The sequence below is a fragment of the Tateyamaria sp. genome (assembly GCF_039940735.1).
GTDB lineage: Bacteria > Pseudomonadota > Alphaproteobacteria > Rhodobacterales > Rhodobacteraceae > Tateyamaria.
Genome location: NZ_JBDVGB010000060.1, coordinates 16514 through 33267, shown reverse-complemented (window position 1 = coordinate 33267; position 16754 = coordinate 16514). Strand labels below are relative to the sequence as shown.

Genomic DNA, 16754 nt, shown 5'->3' with positions numbered 1-16754 from the left:
CAAAAGATTTTGAACTTGGTAAAAATCTCATGGGATTCATTATGTAAGGTTGATGGAGTTCTACGGCTGAGTTGTGCAATCAGGTTGCGTTCAATGTCACCTCAAGCGCGCTTACTGACGTGAAGATAGGTGAATGGCTGAAGCCAGTTTTGTCCAGCTGTAGATTGGGGTGCCGTTGGGCCAGCAGGCTGATGACTTCTTCGACCTCCATGGTGACGGCATAGCGCCCCACGCATGAGAAAATGCCACCCCCAAAATTGAGATGTGGTGGTTCGTCGGTACGGTCGATGTCAAAGCGGTCCGGTTGCGTATAATGGCGCGCATCCCAATGGGCGGCCCCGATGTTGGCAAAAACCGGCGTCCCTTTGGGCAGCAGTGTGCCTTCGATTTCTATGTCTTCCATCACTTCACGCGACGTGGAAATCGAGCGCGGGTGGAACCGCATAACTTCGCGCACAGCGGCAGGCACCAGCGTCGGGTCAGCGCCAAGGCGCGCCCAGACATCAGGTCGCGAGGCGAGCTCGATCAACGCGATGCCAATTTGGTGGGATGAATTGTCGGTGTTGGCCTCTGCCAGTTTCACGACCCAATTGCGTAAGTCGGAATCGGATAATTGCCCCGCATCAGTCGCGCGGATCAGGTCGGACAGTAGATCGTCCTTGAGATCTGCGCGCCGCTCCTTGATCCGTTCATCCACAAAATCAAGCAGCCCTTCGAACCCGGCGACAATGTCTTTTGTGTGCTGCGGGTCGCGTGTGTGAACCTGTTGCACAGTGTGTGAGGTGCGTGCCACGTAAGACGCATATTCAAACGGCGCGCCTGTCCAATAGCAATAAACTGCGGATGGGATCGGATCACAAAGGTGCGTAATCAGATCAACCGAAGTGTCAGTTGGGATCGCATCAATGACCCGCGTGATGACGTGTTTGATGTCTTTGCGGAACCTTTCCGACGCTTCGGGGCCCATCAGCTTGGTCACCGGGATGCGCAGGTTCCGGCGGCGCGGCCCACGGTTGTGATAAGAAATTGAGGCCCGCTTGTAATCCAACGCGCGCCCTTCAGGCAGACCCAGAACATCCATCAGTTTTGGGTGGCCCGTGCCAAGCTTGCGATCCACAATTGCGTGACGGCACAGGTCATAATCCAACAATTCCACACCGCGTTCGGAACGTGCGATTTTCCAACGACGCGCGCACTCAGCAAGCATCTTGAACGGGGCCGCTTGATATTCGGCAGCTTCAAAATCGATTTTGGGAAGGTCGTCGACGTGTCTCATGGAGCGTCCTTTCAACGGTGGGCCATTCAGATTTTGATCTGAACCGTGCCCTCTTTGGTGCGGGTTTCGAATGTTATCATGGGGCGTGTTGCAGGCGGACTAACGGGTTTGCCGTCCCGCACATCAAAGGCGCCCTGGTGCAACGGGCATTCTATCACGTGGCCGTCAAAGTACCCGTTGCACATGTCTGCCCCACCGTGGTTGCACAGGGCCATCGACGTATAGACGCCGCTTGGTGTGTCATAAACTGCCAGCTTGCGCGCGCCCAAAGTGACGGGCGTTACCCATCCGGTTTCAAGTTGATCGACCGTTATAACATCGGTCCAGAATTTTTCGCGGGCCATGTTGCTAGCAACCTTTTTCGCGCGTTTTGTGCGCATGGATTTGACGCAGGATATCGACATGCGCCCCGATGTACCCGCCGGACTCGACATGAATATGATCTTTGAGCTTTTCGTGCAGTTTGGGAAGGGTGTGAAACGGCACGGACGACACATAGTGATGTTCGGCGTGGTAGTTCATGTTCCACCCCAAGAACCGCCAAGGCAGGGACACAAGGTTCGTGCGGGTGTTTTCATGCATTTGTGGGACCGTGGGGCGGCCAACATGTTCGGTCATGCGGATAAAGCGCATCACCGGTTCGCCCAAAACCACCGGAATAACCCAAAGCCAGATCAGCCCCCACCAGCCGGTGATGGCCATCGCCGCGAACACCGCAGCATATGCGCCAAGCATGACACGCGCATCGCGGTAGACGGCTGCGTGTTCTTCTTGCGGAATGAACTTGAGTTCACCATCGCTAAGGGTGCCACGGGCATGACGGAAAACTTCCGTGAATTTATTACGCCAATACGGGATCGCCGTCAGATAAAACAGGTATTCGCCATAGGTTGTTGGCGTTGGGATCTGTTCGGGATCTTCACCCGTGACTTGGGTAAACGTGTGGTGGTCGCAATGTTCATACCGAAAAAAGCGATGCGGCAGCATGATGATGAACCCGCAGATTTGCCCGGCAATGTCGTTGTATCGGCGGGTACGGAAAACGGTATAATGCACGCATTCATGTTGCAGCGAAAAATGGTGTACCATTACGATCCCCTGCACAAACATCGCAGGCCAGATCAGCCATGAATTCCATGCAAGGATCACCAAGGTCGTGGTGCTTGCCAAGACCAGCGCCCAAATCGCCAAGTGCTGAAACGCGGCAGCGTCTGAACGTTGCATCAGGTCTTTCAACTCTGCGCGGGACAGTTTGCCTTCGGCCAAGGCTTGGGTCAGTGGCGTTACAATGGGTTGCGTCATTGGCCATCCTGACAGGTTAGAAAAAGGCGATCATGCATGCGGGCGTTTCCTATTTTTCCAGACGTCGAAACAGCATCGACAACCCAAAACAGATCACAAAGTAAAAGGCGGCGGCCGTCAGCCATGCCTCAAATATCAGGCGGGTCGACGCGACAAGTTCTACGGTTTTGAACGTCAAGTCCGGCACCGAAATCAGCGACACAAGCGAGCTGTCCTTGATCAGAGTGATGAACTGATTGGCCATAGGCGGCATGACCTTTCGTAAGGCCTGCGGCAGCACGATATAGCGCATTTCTTGAAAGCGGTTCATCCCAATCGATCGTGCGGCCTCTCGTTGGCCGTTGTCGACAGATTGTATGCCTGCGCGCACAATTTCACCGACAAATGCGCTTTCAAACAGGGCAAGAACGATGACGCCAGAAATCAACGCAGGAAACCGGCGCATGTCGCCAAAAAAGAACACCCAAATCTCGGCGTCGTCGCTGCGGGCAATGCCGCGCGCCCAGCGGTCTAGGTTTAACGCGGTAATCAGTTGTTCGGACAGGAAAAAGAAGAAGATAAAGATGATCACAACGGGCGGTACATTGCGCAGAAACTCAAGATAGGTGCGCGCCAGCATGCGGATCGTGAGATTGTTCGCGCATCGTGCGATGCCCAAAACCACCCCAAGGATCAACGCAAGGATACTGGAATAAATGGCAATGCGGATCGTGGTATAAAGCCCTTGGATCAACAGGTTTGCGACCCAAGCGTCTTCGCTTTCTTTGTAGCGGTACAGATAATTCGGGATTTTATCCCAGCGCCAGTTATAATTTAGCGCCGTTCCCATGCGCGCCGCAATGATGACCGCCAGCGTAATGACGACACACAAGATGACATAGTCCATCCAATGTAGGCGTTTGAGGAACTTGAGCATAATGGGTTTCCAGCGACGAAGTTAGACGGGCCACGATAGGCCCGCCCATGTGTTAATTATTGCTCTGCAACACTGTCTTTCCAGTCGTTGCCACGGAACCAATAGTCGTGACGTTCCTGCATCCAGCCTGTGCGGGTTTTGATACCGATCCAGTTGTTAAAGAAGTTTTCAGCATCCGGGTCACCCTTGCGGAATGCAAAGCCTTCGCCCGCCGCTTGGAACGCTTGATTAAAGGGCACGTTCACCGTTTCAGAATAAAGGCGCGCGTATTCGGACGGGGACGGTTCAGCGCCCATTGTCGCGTGCACGTTGCCGTTCAGGACCTCTTGATCGGCAGCGCCGTCTTCGTCGAACAGTAACAGTTCAGCTTCGGGGAACATTTCAGCAATCACAGTCGCTGGCGTGGCACCACGGCGCGCCGAGAAAGTCACATCGGGGCTGTTGTAGTCTTCAAGCGCAAAGCCCTTGGTCAACTCGTTATTGGCCAAAATCGTCAGGCCGGAATACGCGTAAGGGTCTGAAAACGCGACGGTCAGGTTGCGCTGCGGTGTGATCGTCATACCCGAAATGATGACATCGAATTTGCCTGACACCAGCGCCGGGATGATACCGTCCCACGCGGTCGGAACGAATTCGACCTCGACACCCATGTCCTTGGCCAATTCGCGACCCACATCCAATTCGAACCCAACCAAATCACCGTTCAGGTCACGCATGGACCAAGGGCGGAAAATGGAAAGGCCAATGCGCAATACACCGTCTTGCTTGATGGTCTCAATGACCGACGCGCTCGACAGCGCTTGGCTGGCGTTTTGTGCCGCGGCGGGCAGCGTGAAGGCGACCGTTGTGGCCGCGGCAAGGGCAAGCCCGGCCATACGTCTTGTGAAGTTCATGGATTTTCTCCTTGGTAAGTTTGCTAAGTTTGAACTGTGTATTTTGCTTCGATCGGCGAGACGCCGATCGATAAGATCAAGGTCAGGACAAGATAAACGGCTGCGATGGTGAACCAGATTTCAAAGCTCATGTAGGTATCTGAAATTAGATTCCGGCCTATGGTCGTCAACTCGACAACCGCGATGACGCTGACGATGGCCGAGCTTTTGATCAGGTGGACCATTTCACCCGTCATGGGGGGCAACATGAATTTCACCGATTGGGGCAGGATAATATAGCGGTAGGTCTGCGCCTTTGACATGCCGATAGATTTCGCGCCTTCCCATTGGCCCTTGGGGACCGAATTGATCCCTGCGCGGAAAATTTCCGAGATCAACGCCGCGTGAAACACCGCCAGGCACATGACGCTGGCCGTATAGCGATCAAGGTCGAACACTGGGCCAAGCACGTAGTAAAACAGGTACAAAAGCACCAAGATCGGCATGTTGCGCACGAATTCAAGAAAGCCGACGGCCACAGCGCCCCCGACAACCAAACCAGACAGCCGCAACAGGGCGACAATCAGGCCAAGAAGGGTCGCAAAGAAGAACGCAGTGACCGAAAGCTGAATGGTTTTGACAAGACCCACCATGATCTCGCCCCATTGAAATCCGTCATCCGTCAACCTGTAGAAATACTGCGGCATCCGATACCATTGCCAATTGTATCCCATCGCTTGCGCCCCTGAATAGGCCAGCCAAAAAATCCCGAAAACGACAATCAGATACAGGCCGACAGCGACCGGCACGGCATTCAAGAACGACTTGATGTTTTTTGGGGTTCTCCTTGGCATCTAATGTTCCAGAATTTGACCAAGGAAAGCGCGACAACGGTCACTTTCAGGGTTGGTAAAGAACTTCTCTGGCGGGGCAACTTCCACGATTCGCCCCTCTTCCATGAAGACCATCGTGTCGGCGACCTTGCGTGCAAAGCCCATCTCGTGCGTGACGCACACCATGGTAATCCCAGTTTCCGCCAATTCGACCATCACATCGAGAACCTCGTTGATCATTTCGGGGTCCAACGCGGATGTTGGTTCATCAAACAGGATGATCTGCGTTTTCATGCAAAGCGACCGCGCAATCGCGACCCGTTGTTGCTGCCCTCCGGACAATTGAGCGGGGTATTTGTCGGCTTGTTCAGGAATGTGGACCCGTTCGAGGTATTTACGGGCGCGCGTTTCGGCCTCTGCTTTGCTGATTTTTTGAACCTTGATGGGGCCAATTGTCAGGTTTTCGAGGATGGTCAGATGCGGAAACAGGTTGAATTGTTGAAAGACCATGCCGACTTGTTGGCGCAGACGGATCAGGTCTTTGCTGTCTTCTTCAACCTCAAGCCCATCAACAACAACCGTACCGGAATTGTGGATTTCCAATCCGTTCAAACATCGGATCAGGGTGGATTTTCCGGACCCTGACGGACCGCAAATCACGACACGCTCACCTTTGCTCACCTTAAGATCGATATCCCGAAGCGCCTGGAAATCGTCGTAAAATTTAGCCACACCCGATACTGAAATCATCTGTTCGCGCATTGCATCAGTCACCAGTTAGACCGTTTTTGATTACGCTTGAACCAGTTGGATAAGCATCTCTAGGGCGTCCTCAAGGTCTTGTGGCTGTTCGATCCCTCGGGAAATCATCATGGCGCCTTCAAGGCTGGAAACAAACATTTTGGCAAACTTCGCGGCGTCTAAGTCGGTGCGAAATTCCCCTGTGGTTTGCCCATCGCGCACAGCACTTTCGACCCATTCGTTTTGCGCGGTGAAGAACACTGCGACTTCGGTTCGAACTTGGTCGGGCAACGATGCCACGTCGGCTGCCAACATGCCCCCCAAACACAACCGCCCATGTTCGCGCAGGGTCGTGACAAACAGGCCCCCATATGCGCGCAGCAGATCCGTGGCTGTATCGGCCTCAAGCTGTGCGACGGCTTCTTTGAAGGCCTCATTATAGGCCTGCGCCGTCGCCTCTGCCAAATCTGCCTTGGTTGCATAGTGATAGTGAATGCTTGCGCTTTTGATGCCCACGCTTGCGGCAACATCGCGAAAGCTAAAACCGTTAAATCCGCGATCCATGATCAGCATGCGCGCTGATTCCAAAATGTCCAAAGCCTTGCTTGAGGGATTAGCTGCTGACATCACGATCTCCTTACCTACCTAGTGCTAGATAGACTGTTGACAGGGGGAATGCAAGCTTCTAGCAATTGCCTACCTAGTACTTGATAGACAGAGGGATAACATGTCAAATCTTAAACTGAACCGACGTTCATTGCTGATCGGCAGTGCTGCAACGACACTGGCAGCACCAAGCATCGTCAGCGCGAATATTCTTGGCGGTGGCCCGCTTGGTCAGGGCACGACGCCTCTCAAGCATGGCATTGTAACCGTTGCCGATTTTGGTGACGTTAAGATCCACAGCTACCAAAGCCCTGACTTGACCGGCTGTGTAACCACGCATGTTATCGAAACGCCTGAGCGTCTTGTATTTGTGGATGGTCAGCGTTCTGTCATTTACGGACAAGAGGTCCGTGACTACGCCGAAGCCACAGGCAAGCCGGTTGATCGCATGATCATTTCGCACCTGCACCCCGACCACTGGTTTGGTGCCTATCAGTTCCGCGATGTGCCGATCTATTCCTTTGCTGAAACGCAGGCCGAAATTGACCAGTTGGGTGAGTTCTTTATCGAAATCAGCATCGAGTCGTTGGGCGAACACGTGCCACCAACAAAAGTTGTGCCAAACCGTGTGATCGAACATGGCGCAACCGAAGTCATCGACGGCGTCACCTTCGAATTCCGTCACGTGACGGATGCGGAATCTGACAACATGATGACGATCTACCTGCCAGATCAGAAGGTCCTGATCGCGCAAGACATGCTGTACAACAACTGCCACTTGTTCTGTGGTCACGGCAACTTTGACGGTTGGAAAACAGGCTTGCTGGATATGCAAAAAGACACGTCATTCGACCTTGTCTTGCCGGGTCACGGCCCAACAGCCGGATCACGTCAGGCCATCGATGATGCTTTGGTCTATCTTGATTACACGCAAGCTGCCTATGCCAAGGCCGCCACGGGTGATGAGCTGAAGGCGGCAATTCTGGAACGTTATCCATCCTATCTTGCGGCTGGTTTGGTCGACATCCAAAACCTGTTCTTGTTCCCGAAAACATAAACCAAAAATCACCGCGGGCCCGCACCTTGTGCCCGCGGTGACATTTGCCCTACCGTAAGTATACAACGCGTTTTCGTAACACATCGGAGAGAAGCATGACTGGTCCCTTAAACGGTGTGCGCGTTATTGATTTGACCACAGTTATTTCCGGACCGCTGGCCACTATGACATTGGGCGACCAAGGGGCCGATATCATCAAGATCGAACAGCCCAATGGGGGGGATTTTTCCCGCCATGTTGCGACCCGTCGCGGCGGGATGTCTGCATCGTTTTTGAACAATAATCGCAACAAACGATCCGTCACGTTGGATTTGAAAACAAAAGACGGCTTGAACGCGGTGCAATCGATGGCCGCGCAATCCGATGTGTTCATCCAAAACTTCAGACCCGGCGTCGCCGACCGCCTTGGGCTCGGGTATGACGCATTATCAGCGCTTAATCCCAAATTGATCTATGTCTCAATTGCGGGTTTCGGACATTCTGGTCCGTTGGCGCATAACCCCGTCTACGATCCGTTGATCCAAGCGATTTCCGCCCTCACAACCGTGCAGGCCGGATCGGACGAGGACCGCCCCCGCCTTGTGCGCACCATCCTGCCCGATAAGCTTACAGGTATCCAAACAAGCCAAGCCATTGCTGCCGCACTTTTTGCCCGCGAACGGACTGGTGAAGGACAGCACATTCAGATTTCCATGTTGGACGTGATCATCGCCTTTTTGTGGAGCTCGGATATGAACGGCCACACATTTGTCGGTGACGAGTTGGAGCGCGAAGAGGCGCAATCCTACATCGATCTGATCTATGAGGTGGCAAATGGGTTTGTCAGTATTGCGGTGATGCAAGACAAGCAGTGGAAAGGGTTCACAGAGGCGGTCAGCCGTCCTGATCTTTTGGATGACCCACGGTTCGCCACGCCAGAGTTGCGCGAAGTCAATCGTGATGCCCGCCTTGAAGCGATCCAAGATGCGGTCAAAGGCTATGACATCGCAGATCTTGTGAAACTTTTGGATGCTCAGAATGTGCCGAACGCGCCGGTTCTGACACGCACACAGATGCGCCAACACCCGCAGGTTTCGGCCAATGGGGTTGTCGTCGAAACCCTGCATCCCATCGCGGGCCTGTTGCGTCAGGCCCGCCACCCGTCTCAATTTTCTAAAACGCCTGCAACAATACGTCGTCCCGCACCAGCGTTGGGGGCTCATACCCTCGAGGTTCTGGCCGAATTTGGGATTTCCACATCTGGAGACACAGATAAATCTTGATCGATTGCGCTTAAGAAAAAGGGCGGATTGGCATCGCAGAACTGCCAAGATGCAAAAGTGTTACAAAGGCATTCGCTCGCGGTTTCCTTAAGTCATGAGAGGTTGAAAAGGGGCGCTACCTTCGCCCCTTATTTTTCTTTTTCATCCAAAATGGCGGTGTGTCACCCGCTATCATGCAGCCGTAAGGATCGATGTAGTCGACAATCTCAGCCAGACCAAAGCTGTTGATCTGACGCACGACATTGGCCGCGTTTTTGTACGACGACGGCAGTTCAGGCGCATCAACGGCACCGGCCGGAAAATGGATATCCAATCCTGCCATCTCAGCCACCAACGCTTGCTCTGCTGTTATGTTCGCCATCCGGCGCTTATCCGACAAGCTAAAGCGCTTTTTGTCACTGGTTTGCACAATCTCGACAAGTTGACCTTAGCTTATTGGTAAATCGTGGTCGGCCAATGCCGTCAACAACACATCCACCGCCACCCACCCTTGTGAATCGAGTGTGAGGTCAAGCTTCTTTGGTGTGTGGCGCAAAACCTGCGCTAACAATCGGCTCACCCTTTGTAAGTGCTTTTTCTCTTTTTTGTCATCTTCTTTAATTCTCTTGGGCGGACAGATTTCCGACCCATTTCTTATGATAAAACGTCATGCGTTCTTGCACGGAATTTGCTTTGTCATTGGTCAGTAACGTGACCAAACTGTCGTCTTCAGGTGCCCCGACCGTGATCAGATAATCAGCGGCCAGGTTGCGCAGTTTGGCGCTTTTGTCGTGACCGATGTGACGCAGGACCATCGCACGGGTTGTCGGTGAAACCTCTACTACTCGGTTGCCCCGACGCGGAACTTTGCGACGTAGGTTAAAGACCTTGTCATGCCAGATCCAATCATAACCTTCGATCCAACGGGCGTGTCCAGTCAACAAGGTCTCGACGGCTACAGCACGTACAAATATCGATTGGGCACGCAGCGCCAAGTCGGGCAAAATCCAATCGTAGTGAGGACTACGCAAAAGTTGCCGTAACGAACGTGCCAACGGCCCAGTTGCAGTTTCCACGAACGTGGTTTTGACAAGCAACGGCCAATCATAATGGGCCACCAACATCTGCGCCACTGCTGCACCACCGCGTTCCCAACGGGCAACACGCTCCAGCACAAACAGGCAAAGCGGAACCATCTCCGCCAGATCTAACTTCGGTAGAACACTCTCAAATCGCGCAAAAGCGGCCTTTCTAACTGGAGCCGCCCAATCGTTGCACCGCAGTAGAAGTGCCGTCAACGCGGCCGTGTCTTCCATTGGTGCAACCTGCACGGCACGTTCACGCAGGTGCCCATCTGCGGCATGTATTGCAAGCAAAGCAATGTTCGGGTTTTTGGCAAATTGCACGTCCCAATCAACAGAACCTGACTTAGTAAACCACGAGGTTATTCCGAATGCAGCCCGCGCTGGTGCACGATACGCTTTATTACGAAACGGTCGATCTAGTTGGGCCAATTGCTGCGGGCTTAAAAGTTTGCGACGCTTTTCAAACAAAGACAGCGCAAATGGATCAAGCTTGCCATTTGCAACCTGCCACGCGGCATCAAAACGAGATATGTCTTTGTTCAGTTTCATCTTCTTTACTCTCAAATCACACTACATACCGAACATGGCATTTACAGGATGAATTTCCGCCAGATTTCTTTGGCTGGCTTTGCACTAGCACGGGCCTGAGGGGCCCCACGATGGGCTATACCCTCCTGCAAACTTGTCGACATTTCTGGCAATGGTCCCCCGCGACAAAGGTTCGGCGAAACGGTATCGGCTCTACCAACTGAGCTACTCTGAGAAGTGAAATCAGAGACGGAATTCGAATCCGCAACCCTATCATTAATGTAGTTCTACCAGCATTTTCCGGATTATGTTCCTTTCAAAACGTTCCAGGATGTCGGCACTTTCATGCTTAAATTCAATAGGTTAGGTCAGACGGGCAAGGAGTTCGTGAGACGGCTCATTCAACAGATGTAGTCCCACTGGCATTCCGCCTGACCCTATATTTTAGACCTCCACAGACTTGATTTGGCCGACCCAGTGGCCTTGCCCCATCTCTCCGTTCGCAAAAGCCGCGATTTGACCAAATACCGCGTCCGAGAAGGGACGGACATGAATAACATGCCAATGCCTGCCTATTGATCACCAGTGGGCACCCGGCTTTCTGCAACGCTGAGAACTGCAGCTTCGAGCCCAATGTTCTATTAACCGAACCTTGTACCGATGTCCGCTTTGTTGACTTGGGCTGTTTAACGGTAGCTATAATAAAAAGCGTGAGTTAGACGTTCCCAATAAGTGAGGCTGTTTGGCTCAGACAAGCCCGGTGATCCTCCGGTTTTTGCAATGTACGCCCGGCCGAATGGTGAACATGATGACTAAAACTATACTGCTAACCGGTGCGAGCCGAGGCATCGGCCATGCCACGGTAAAGAAGTTCACGAAAGAAGGTTGGCGGGTTCTGACCTGCTCACGTCAGGCGTTCGATGACAATTGTCCTTGGCCGGGTGGGCAAGAAAATCATATCCAGCTTGATTTGTCCGATCCGGCAGACACGATAAATGCAGTCGAGATCATTCGAGATCGTCTAGACGGTAAGTTGCATGGGTTGATCAACAACGCGGGTGTGTCGCCTAAGGGTCCTGACAATACGCGACTGAATACAATGAATACCGACCTCATGGACTGGGGAAAGGTCTTCCATGTTAATTTCTTTGCGCCTGTTGTCTTGGCTCGGGGTTTAAAAACAGAACTTATGGAGGCTAAAGGATCCATCGTAAATGTGACCTCAATTGCAGGGTCTCGCGTGCACCCCTTTGCCGGTGCCGCCTATGCAACATCAAAGGCAGCTCTTGCTGCCCTGACACGGGAAATGGCGCATGATTTCGGGCCATTCGGTGTCCGTGTTAACGCAATTGCACCAGGTGAAATAGAAACGTCCATTTTGTCCCCCGGCACCGATAAAATTGCTGAAAAATTGCCTTTGCAACGTATGGGCAACCCCGACGAAGTCGCAGACGTGATTTTCTTTTTGTGTTCGGACGCATCTTCTTATGTCAGCGGTACAGAGATCGAGATTAATGGCGGACAACATGTTTAAATCGATGGGGCTCAGGTCAGATGTTTGAAGTAAAGGCTTGATTATTCTGTCGTAGCCAACGGTATCGTTCGGGCGGACTGGCGAAAAAGGGCTATGGTTCAATCGCAGCGAATGCACACTGTGTCTGACCTATGACCATTAGCCTGTCAGACATCTGTGCTCACAACGAGCGACTACGTTGTTAAAGTTGATCAGTTACGAAAGTGCGTTGGGCTTGTGCTTGGAAGGTGCTGCTCTCATCGCACCAACTAAGAGCAGCAAAGATCTGGCGACTAAACGTCGGGAATTCATGGTGATCCGACTACTGTGGTATCAACGCGTTACGCACACTCTCCCTCGCAACTTCAATGAATGATTAGATTTCAACTGATGTCTTCTAGGCAAATAGCTTCATACCGAAGTTCAATTCTTTGGTCCGAAACAGGATCATAAAGTTCGGCGCGAAACTCAGCAGCCGGACGGACACCACCGATCGCTGGAAGCGTTCCGCACAGCATTGCCGAGTTATCGGTTTTTTCGATGTGTGCGCAAAGCGTTGCGAGCGGCAGAATCTGTTCCAGGCTGCCATCCTGATACAACACCCAATTTCCGTCCTCTTTTATCCATGAGCGTAGCTTCAGCTGATCGGCATGATCACGCACTTGGTTGAAATCCCACAACGTCGTGGCACAGACCTTCGCGCAAACTTGTTTGGATGCAGCAACGGATATGGTTTCGAGCTTTCGATCCGTATGATCAGATGCCAGCCCCAACCATAATTTCCCGCCATGATTAACCAAAAATGGTTCTGCTTCGCCAGATGTCGCGGTCCCTAGGACTTGAACAGTGTCAGCTTGGGTCAACAACCCATTCGACACTTGATAAAACAGTGGGGTTGTCGACGGAGGAGCAACACCAATTTCGGCCAATTCATCAATGTGGTGCTGAACTGCTGCCTGATCGCGCCCTGTCCAACCCGCCACGACAAGACGCCCGATAACAGCATCAAATTGCGTGGATCCTATGGAAAACTTCATAATTTCGTCCCCTTCATTTGTTTCTTAAACGGCCCATCGCAAGACCAGTGTGTATGCACTTCACCTCACGAGGCAATTTACGAGCACCGCATTGCGGGCCTCACTTTATCTTTCCGTAACCACCACCGCCGGGTGTTTTCATCACAAACACGTCGCCAACCGCGAGCTGTGCCTCATCGTTGCCTCCCAGTTCATTGATTTGGCCGTCCGCCCGTTCGATACTATTTTTACCGACGCGACCCGCTGCGCCACCAGCGGTGCCATGCGGTCCAACTTTGCGATGCGACGACAGAACTGTCACTGTCATCGGTTCGAGAAAGCGCAACCGCCTTACAATCCCGTTCCCGCCGACAAATTCCCCAAGGCCACCCGAGCCATTCCGGATTGAAAACTCATCAACCCGCACAGGAAACCGCGTCTCCAACACTTCGGGGTCCGTCATGCGTGTATTGGTCATGTGACTGTGAACCGCACTTGTGCCATGGAATCCATCGCCGGCCCCGGTGCCGCCACAAATGGTTTCGTAATTTTGATGCACATCGTTGCCGTAAACAAAGTTATTCATGGTGCCTTGGCTGCCTGCAATGACGCCAAGCGCGCCATACAGTGTGTCTGCGATAGCTTGACTGACCTCTGTATTGCCCGAAATCACAGCGGCAGGCGCGGTAGGGTTGATCATACTGCCTTCAGGAACAACGAGGTTCAGAGGTTTAAGGCATCCCTCGTTCATTGGGATGTCGCTGCCGACTAAAGTGCGGAACACATATAAGACAACCGCGCGACAGATCGCCATTGGCGCGTTGTAATTAAATTCATTCTGCCCAGAGGTTCCGGTGAAATCGATGGTCGCTTGCCGCGCCGATCTATCAACCGTAATCGCCACCTTGATCTGATCTCCATTGTCGAGCGGATAGGTGAAATCACAATCGCGCAGCACATCAAGTACACGGCGCACGCTTTCTTCGGCGTTGTTCTGCACGTGCGTCATGTAGGCGTGCACAGTGTCCAAGCCAAACTGCTGAGTGATCTTCGTCAATTCACTAGCGCCCGTCGCATTGGCGGCAATCTGAGCGGACAGATCAGCCATATTCTGATCGATATTGCGGCAAGGGTATTGGCCAGAGGCAAGCAATTCGCGTGTTTGAGCATCGCGCAATTGGCCTTGCTGCACCAATAGGAAATTGTCGATCAGCACGCCTTCGTCTTCGATGACGCGGCTGTCTGGCGGGGCTGAACCCGGCGTTTTGCCGCCAATGTCTGCGTGATGCCCCCGGCTGGCGACGGTGTAGATGATCCGCGTACCAACCTCGTCGAAAACAGGTGTGATGACCGTCACGTCAGGCAAATGGGTGCCGCCGTTAAAGGGATTGTTCATCATGAACACGTCACCGGGGCGGATCTTGCCTGCGTTTTGGCGTAAGATGACCCGCACGCTTTCGGACATAGAGCCTAAGTGAACAGGAACATGCGGCGCGTTGGCGACTAGATCGCCTGCTTCATCAAAGATCGCGCAAGAAAAGTCATAGCGTTCCTTGATGTTGACCGAATAGGCAGTGTTGGCAAGCGTCGCCCCCATCTGATCTGCGATTGACATGAACAGGTTATTGAACACCTCCAGCATGACCGGATCGACCGATGTACCGACGGCCTCTTGGCGCGCAACCGTAGCTGTTCGGCGCAGCACGAGGTTTCCTCCGTTCACGCATTCTGCTTCCCATCCCTGTTCAAGGATGTTGGTGCCTGTTGGTTCAGTTAGGATGGCCGGACCTTGAACGATCTGTCCCGTGCACATTGTTTTCCGGTCAATCACCGGCACATCGCGCACCTTACCGTTTGACCACATTTGAGAACGCTTGGGGGCAACCGCTGCCCCATCTACATCAGGTAAAGTCACGGGTTCACCCGTCGCCCCGATCGCTTCGGCGGTCAGGACATCGATCAGCAACGTTGCGTTTTCAGGAACAAACCCGAACCTTTGCTGATGTGCCGCCTCAAACGCTTTTGTCATTTGGTTCATAGTGCCAAATGGCACTTCAATGGTTTGTTGCGCACCGTCCGGGCGGATATGCGCCATCGCCGCTGTGGTGATCTGTTCCAGCGAGATACCCTGACCAACAACCTCGGCCTTGGTGATGGCTGTTAGTCGTTCCAGAACAACCTCGGCGTCTTTGATCTGATCAAAACCTAATCCAAATTGATGTTCACGCATCGCGCGCACATCGGCCAAGCCCATACCAAAGGCTGACAAAACGCCCGCAAACGGATGGATGAAAGCGCGTTCCATCCCAAGCGCATCAGCCACCAAGCACGCGTGCTGCCCGCCCGCCCCACCAAAGCAGTTCATGGTGTATTTGGTGACGTCATAACCACGTTGAACGCTGATCTTCTTGATTGCGTTTGCCATGTTTTCCACGGCGATCCGCAAAAACCCTTCGGCCAATTCTTCGACTGACATGTTGCCGCCGATTTCTTTAGCAAGGATTTCGAACTTTGCCCGTACGGCATCGACATCCAATGGTTGATCGGCGTTCGGCCCAAAGACGGGTGGGAACAGATCTGGCTGCAATTTACCAAGCAGCACGTTGCAATCCGTCACTGTCAGAGGACCACCACGCCGGTAAGCCGCAGGGCCGGGATTTGCCCCGGCACTTTCGGGGCCAACCTGCATACGACCATCGCGGTAGGACAAGATTGACCCGCCACCCGCCGCAACAGTGTGAATAGACATCATCGGCGCACGCATCCGCACACCTGCGACTTCGGTTTCAAAACTACGTTCGAATTCGCCCGCGTAGTGGCAGACGTCCGTGGACGTGCCACCCATGTCAAAACCGATCAGCTTGTCGAAGCCAAGTTCAGCCGCCGTGCGGACCATGCCCACAACACCGCCGGCGGGACCAGACAAGATCGCGTCGCGCCCTTCGAACAAGGACGCATCGGTCAGGCCACCGTTTGAGCGCATGAACATCAAACGTTCGCAGCCACCTTTTGCTGTGCCCAATGCGTCAGCGACCTGTTTAACATAGCGCCCTAAGATCGGCGACAGGTAGGCATCGACCACGGCGGTATCGCCGCGCGAAACGATCTTGATGAGGGGGCTTGCCTGGTGGCTGAGGGAAACTTGGGTGAAGCCAGTTTGTTCCGCTATCTGCCCCAGTCTTTGTTCATGATCGGGAAAACGATAGCTGTGCATCAAGGCAATCGCGACGGAACGATATCCACTACCATATGCGCGCTTTAACGTTGCACGCGCATGGGTCGTATCAAGCGTTGTTATGATCTTGCCATCTGCGCCGATCCGTTCTTCGATCTCGATCGCATCATCATAAAGCAATTCAGGCAGTTCGATATTAAGATCAAACAACCGCGGACGGTTCTGAAACCCGATACGCAATAGATCCCGCATGCCTTTTGTGATCAGCAGCAACGTCCGTTCGCCTTTGCGTTCCAATAAGGCATTGGTCGCAACCGTTGTGCCCATCTTCACGGCACCGATTTGACCACTTGGGATGGCGTCATCCGGGTCGAGCCCCAACAACTCACGAATACCATGAACGGCAGCATCAGGGTAAACTTCGGGGTTTTCAGACAGCAATTTATGCGTCCGCAAGTCGCCCTTTGGCGTCTTGGCCACGATGTCTGTAAATGTGCCGCCACGATCTACCCAGAATTGCCACATGAGGCATGTCTCCTTTGTTTGCGGGCGTGTTTCGGCCCGCAGTATTTTGGTTTTGAAAGGAAGGTCTT

Annotated in this window: 16 protein-coding genes; 3 read left to right on the top strand and 13 right to left on the bottom strand. The window is 53.1% G+C overall.

All coding sequences use genetic code 11. The features are described from left to right. Nucleotides 1–79 precede the first annotated feature (79 nt). From ABJF76_RS12915 to ABJF76_RS12880, 8 genes are read right to left on the bottom strand one after another with little or no spacing between them, the layout of a single operon-like run. Nucleotides 80–1276, bottom strand: coding sequence for a cytochrome P450 (locus tag ABJF76_RS12915; protein ID WP_413819092.1), 1197 nt, complete (start codon nucleotides 1274–1276; stop codon nucleotides 80–82). A gap of 26 nt (nucleotides 1277–1302) precedes the next feature. Further along, a complete protein-coding gene (locus tag ABJF76_RS12910; protein ID WP_413819093.1) occupies nucleotides 1303–1620 on the bottom strand; it encodes a non-heme iron oxygenase ferredoxin subunit in 318 nt (105 codons plus the stop codon). Between the two features lie 4 nt (nucleotides 1621–1624). Beyond that, nucleotides 1625–2578, bottom strand: coding sequence for a fatty acid desaturase family protein (locus tag ABJF76_RS12905; protein ID WP_413819094.1), 954 nt, complete (start codon nucleotides 2576–2578; stop codon nucleotides 1625–1627). A gap of 49 nt (nucleotides 2579–2627) precedes the next feature. Continuing rightward, a complete protein-coding gene (locus tag ABJF76_RS12900) occupies nucleotides 2628–3494 on the bottom strand; it encodes an amino acid ABC transporter permease (RefSeq protein ID WP_413819095.1) in 867 nt (288 codons plus the stop codon). A 56-nt stretch (nucleotides 3495–3550) separates the two neighbouring features. Continuing rightward, nucleotides 3551–4387: a transporter substrate-binding domain-containing protein gene (locus ABJF76_RS12895; RefSeq protein WP_413819096.1), complete on the bottom strand. Its 837-nt coding sequence runs from the start codon at nucleotides 4385–4387 to the stop codon at nucleotides 3551–3553. Between the two features lie 23 nt (nucleotides 4388–4410). Further along, nucleotides 4411–5220, bottom strand: a complete 810-nt coding sequence (locus ABJF76_RS12890) for an amino acid ABC transporter permease (protein WP_413819097.1) — start codon at nucleotides 5218–5220, stop codon at nucleotides 4411–4413. Next, on the bottom strand, nucleotides 5221–5961 hold the full coding sequence (locus ABJF76_RS12885) for an amino acid ABC transporter ATP-binding protein (RefSeq protein ID WP_413819245.1): 741 nt from the start codon (nucleotides 5959–5961) through the stop codon (nucleotides 5221–5223). A gap of 30 nt (nucleotides 5962–5991) precedes the next feature. Continuing rightward, the gene (locus tag ABJF76_RS12880) at nucleotides 5992–6567 is read right to left on the bottom strand and encodes a TetR/AcrR family transcriptional regulator (RefSeq protein ID WP_413819098.1); all 576 of its coding nucleotides are present in this window, start codon (nucleotides 6565–6567) and stop codon (nucleotides 5992–5994) included. 100 nt (nucleotides 6568–6667) lie between these two features. On the opposite strand from ABJF76_RS12880, the gene ABJF76_RS12875 reads away from it, so the two are divergent. Then, complete coding sequence (locus ABJF76_RS12875) at nucleotides 6668–7603, top strand: MBL fold metallo-hydrolase (protein ID WP_413819099.1); 936 nt, start codon at nucleotides 6668–6670, stop codon at nucleotides 7601–7603. Between the two features lie 95 nt (nucleotides 7604–7698). Next, on the top strand, nucleotides 7699–8865 hold the full coding sequence (locus ABJF76_RS12870; RefSeq protein ID WP_413819100.1) for a CaiB/BaiF CoA transferase family protein: 1167 nt from the start codon (nucleotides 7699–7701) through the stop codon (nucleotides 8863–8865). A 115-nt stretch (nucleotides 8866–8980) separates the two neighbouring features. Here the strand turns inward: ABJF76_RS12870 and ABJF76_RS12865 are convergent, their stop codons facing one another. From ABJF76_RS12865 to ABJF76_RS12855, 3 genes are all read right to left on the bottom strand, one after another. Further along, nucleotides 8981–9226, bottom strand: coding sequence for a hypothetical protein (locus tag ABJF76_RS12865; protein WP_413819101.1), 246 nt, complete (start codon nucleotides 9224–9226; stop codon nucleotides 8981–8983). Between the two features lie 66 nt (nucleotides 9227–9292). Continuing rightward, nucleotides 9293–9424: an RNA 2'-phosphotransferase gene (locus ABJF76_RS12860; RefSeq protein WP_413819102.1), complete on the bottom strand. Its 132-nt coding sequence runs from the start codon at nucleotides 9422–9424 to the stop codon at nucleotides 9293–9295. Nucleotides 9425–9461: 37 nt separating this feature from the next. Beyond that, the gene (locus ABJF76_RS12855; protein ID WP_413819103.1) at nucleotides 9462–10478 is read right to left on the bottom strand and encodes a hypothetical protein; all 1017 of its coding nucleotides are present in this window, start codon (nucleotides 10476–10478) and stop codon (nucleotides 9462–9464) included. A gap of 784 nt (nucleotides 10479–11262) precedes the next feature. Between ABJF76_RS12855 and ABJF76_RS12850 the strand changes: the two genes are divergently transcribed. Next, complete coding sequence (locus tag ABJF76_RS12850; RefSeq protein WP_413819104.1) at nucleotides 11263–11991, top strand: SDR family NAD(P)-dependent oxidoreductase; 729 nt, start codon at nucleotides 11263–11265, stop codon at nucleotides 11989–11991. Between the two features lie 362 nt (nucleotides 11992–12353). Here ABJF76_RS12850 and ABJF76_RS12845 read toward each other — a convergent pair whose 3' ends face one another. Then, a complete protein-coding gene (locus ABJF76_RS12845) occupies nucleotides 12354–13007 on the bottom strand; it encodes a DUF2848 domain-containing protein (protein ID WP_413819105.1) in 654 nt (217 codons plus the stop codon). 100 nt (nucleotides 13008–13107) lie between these two features. Next, nucleotides 13108–16686: a hydantoinase B/oxoprolinase family protein gene (locus ABJF76_RS12840; protein WP_413819106.1), complete on the bottom strand. Its 3579-nt coding sequence runs from the start codon at nucleotides 16684–16686 to the stop codon at nucleotides 13108–13110. Nucleotides 16687–16754: the final 68 nt, after the last annotated feature.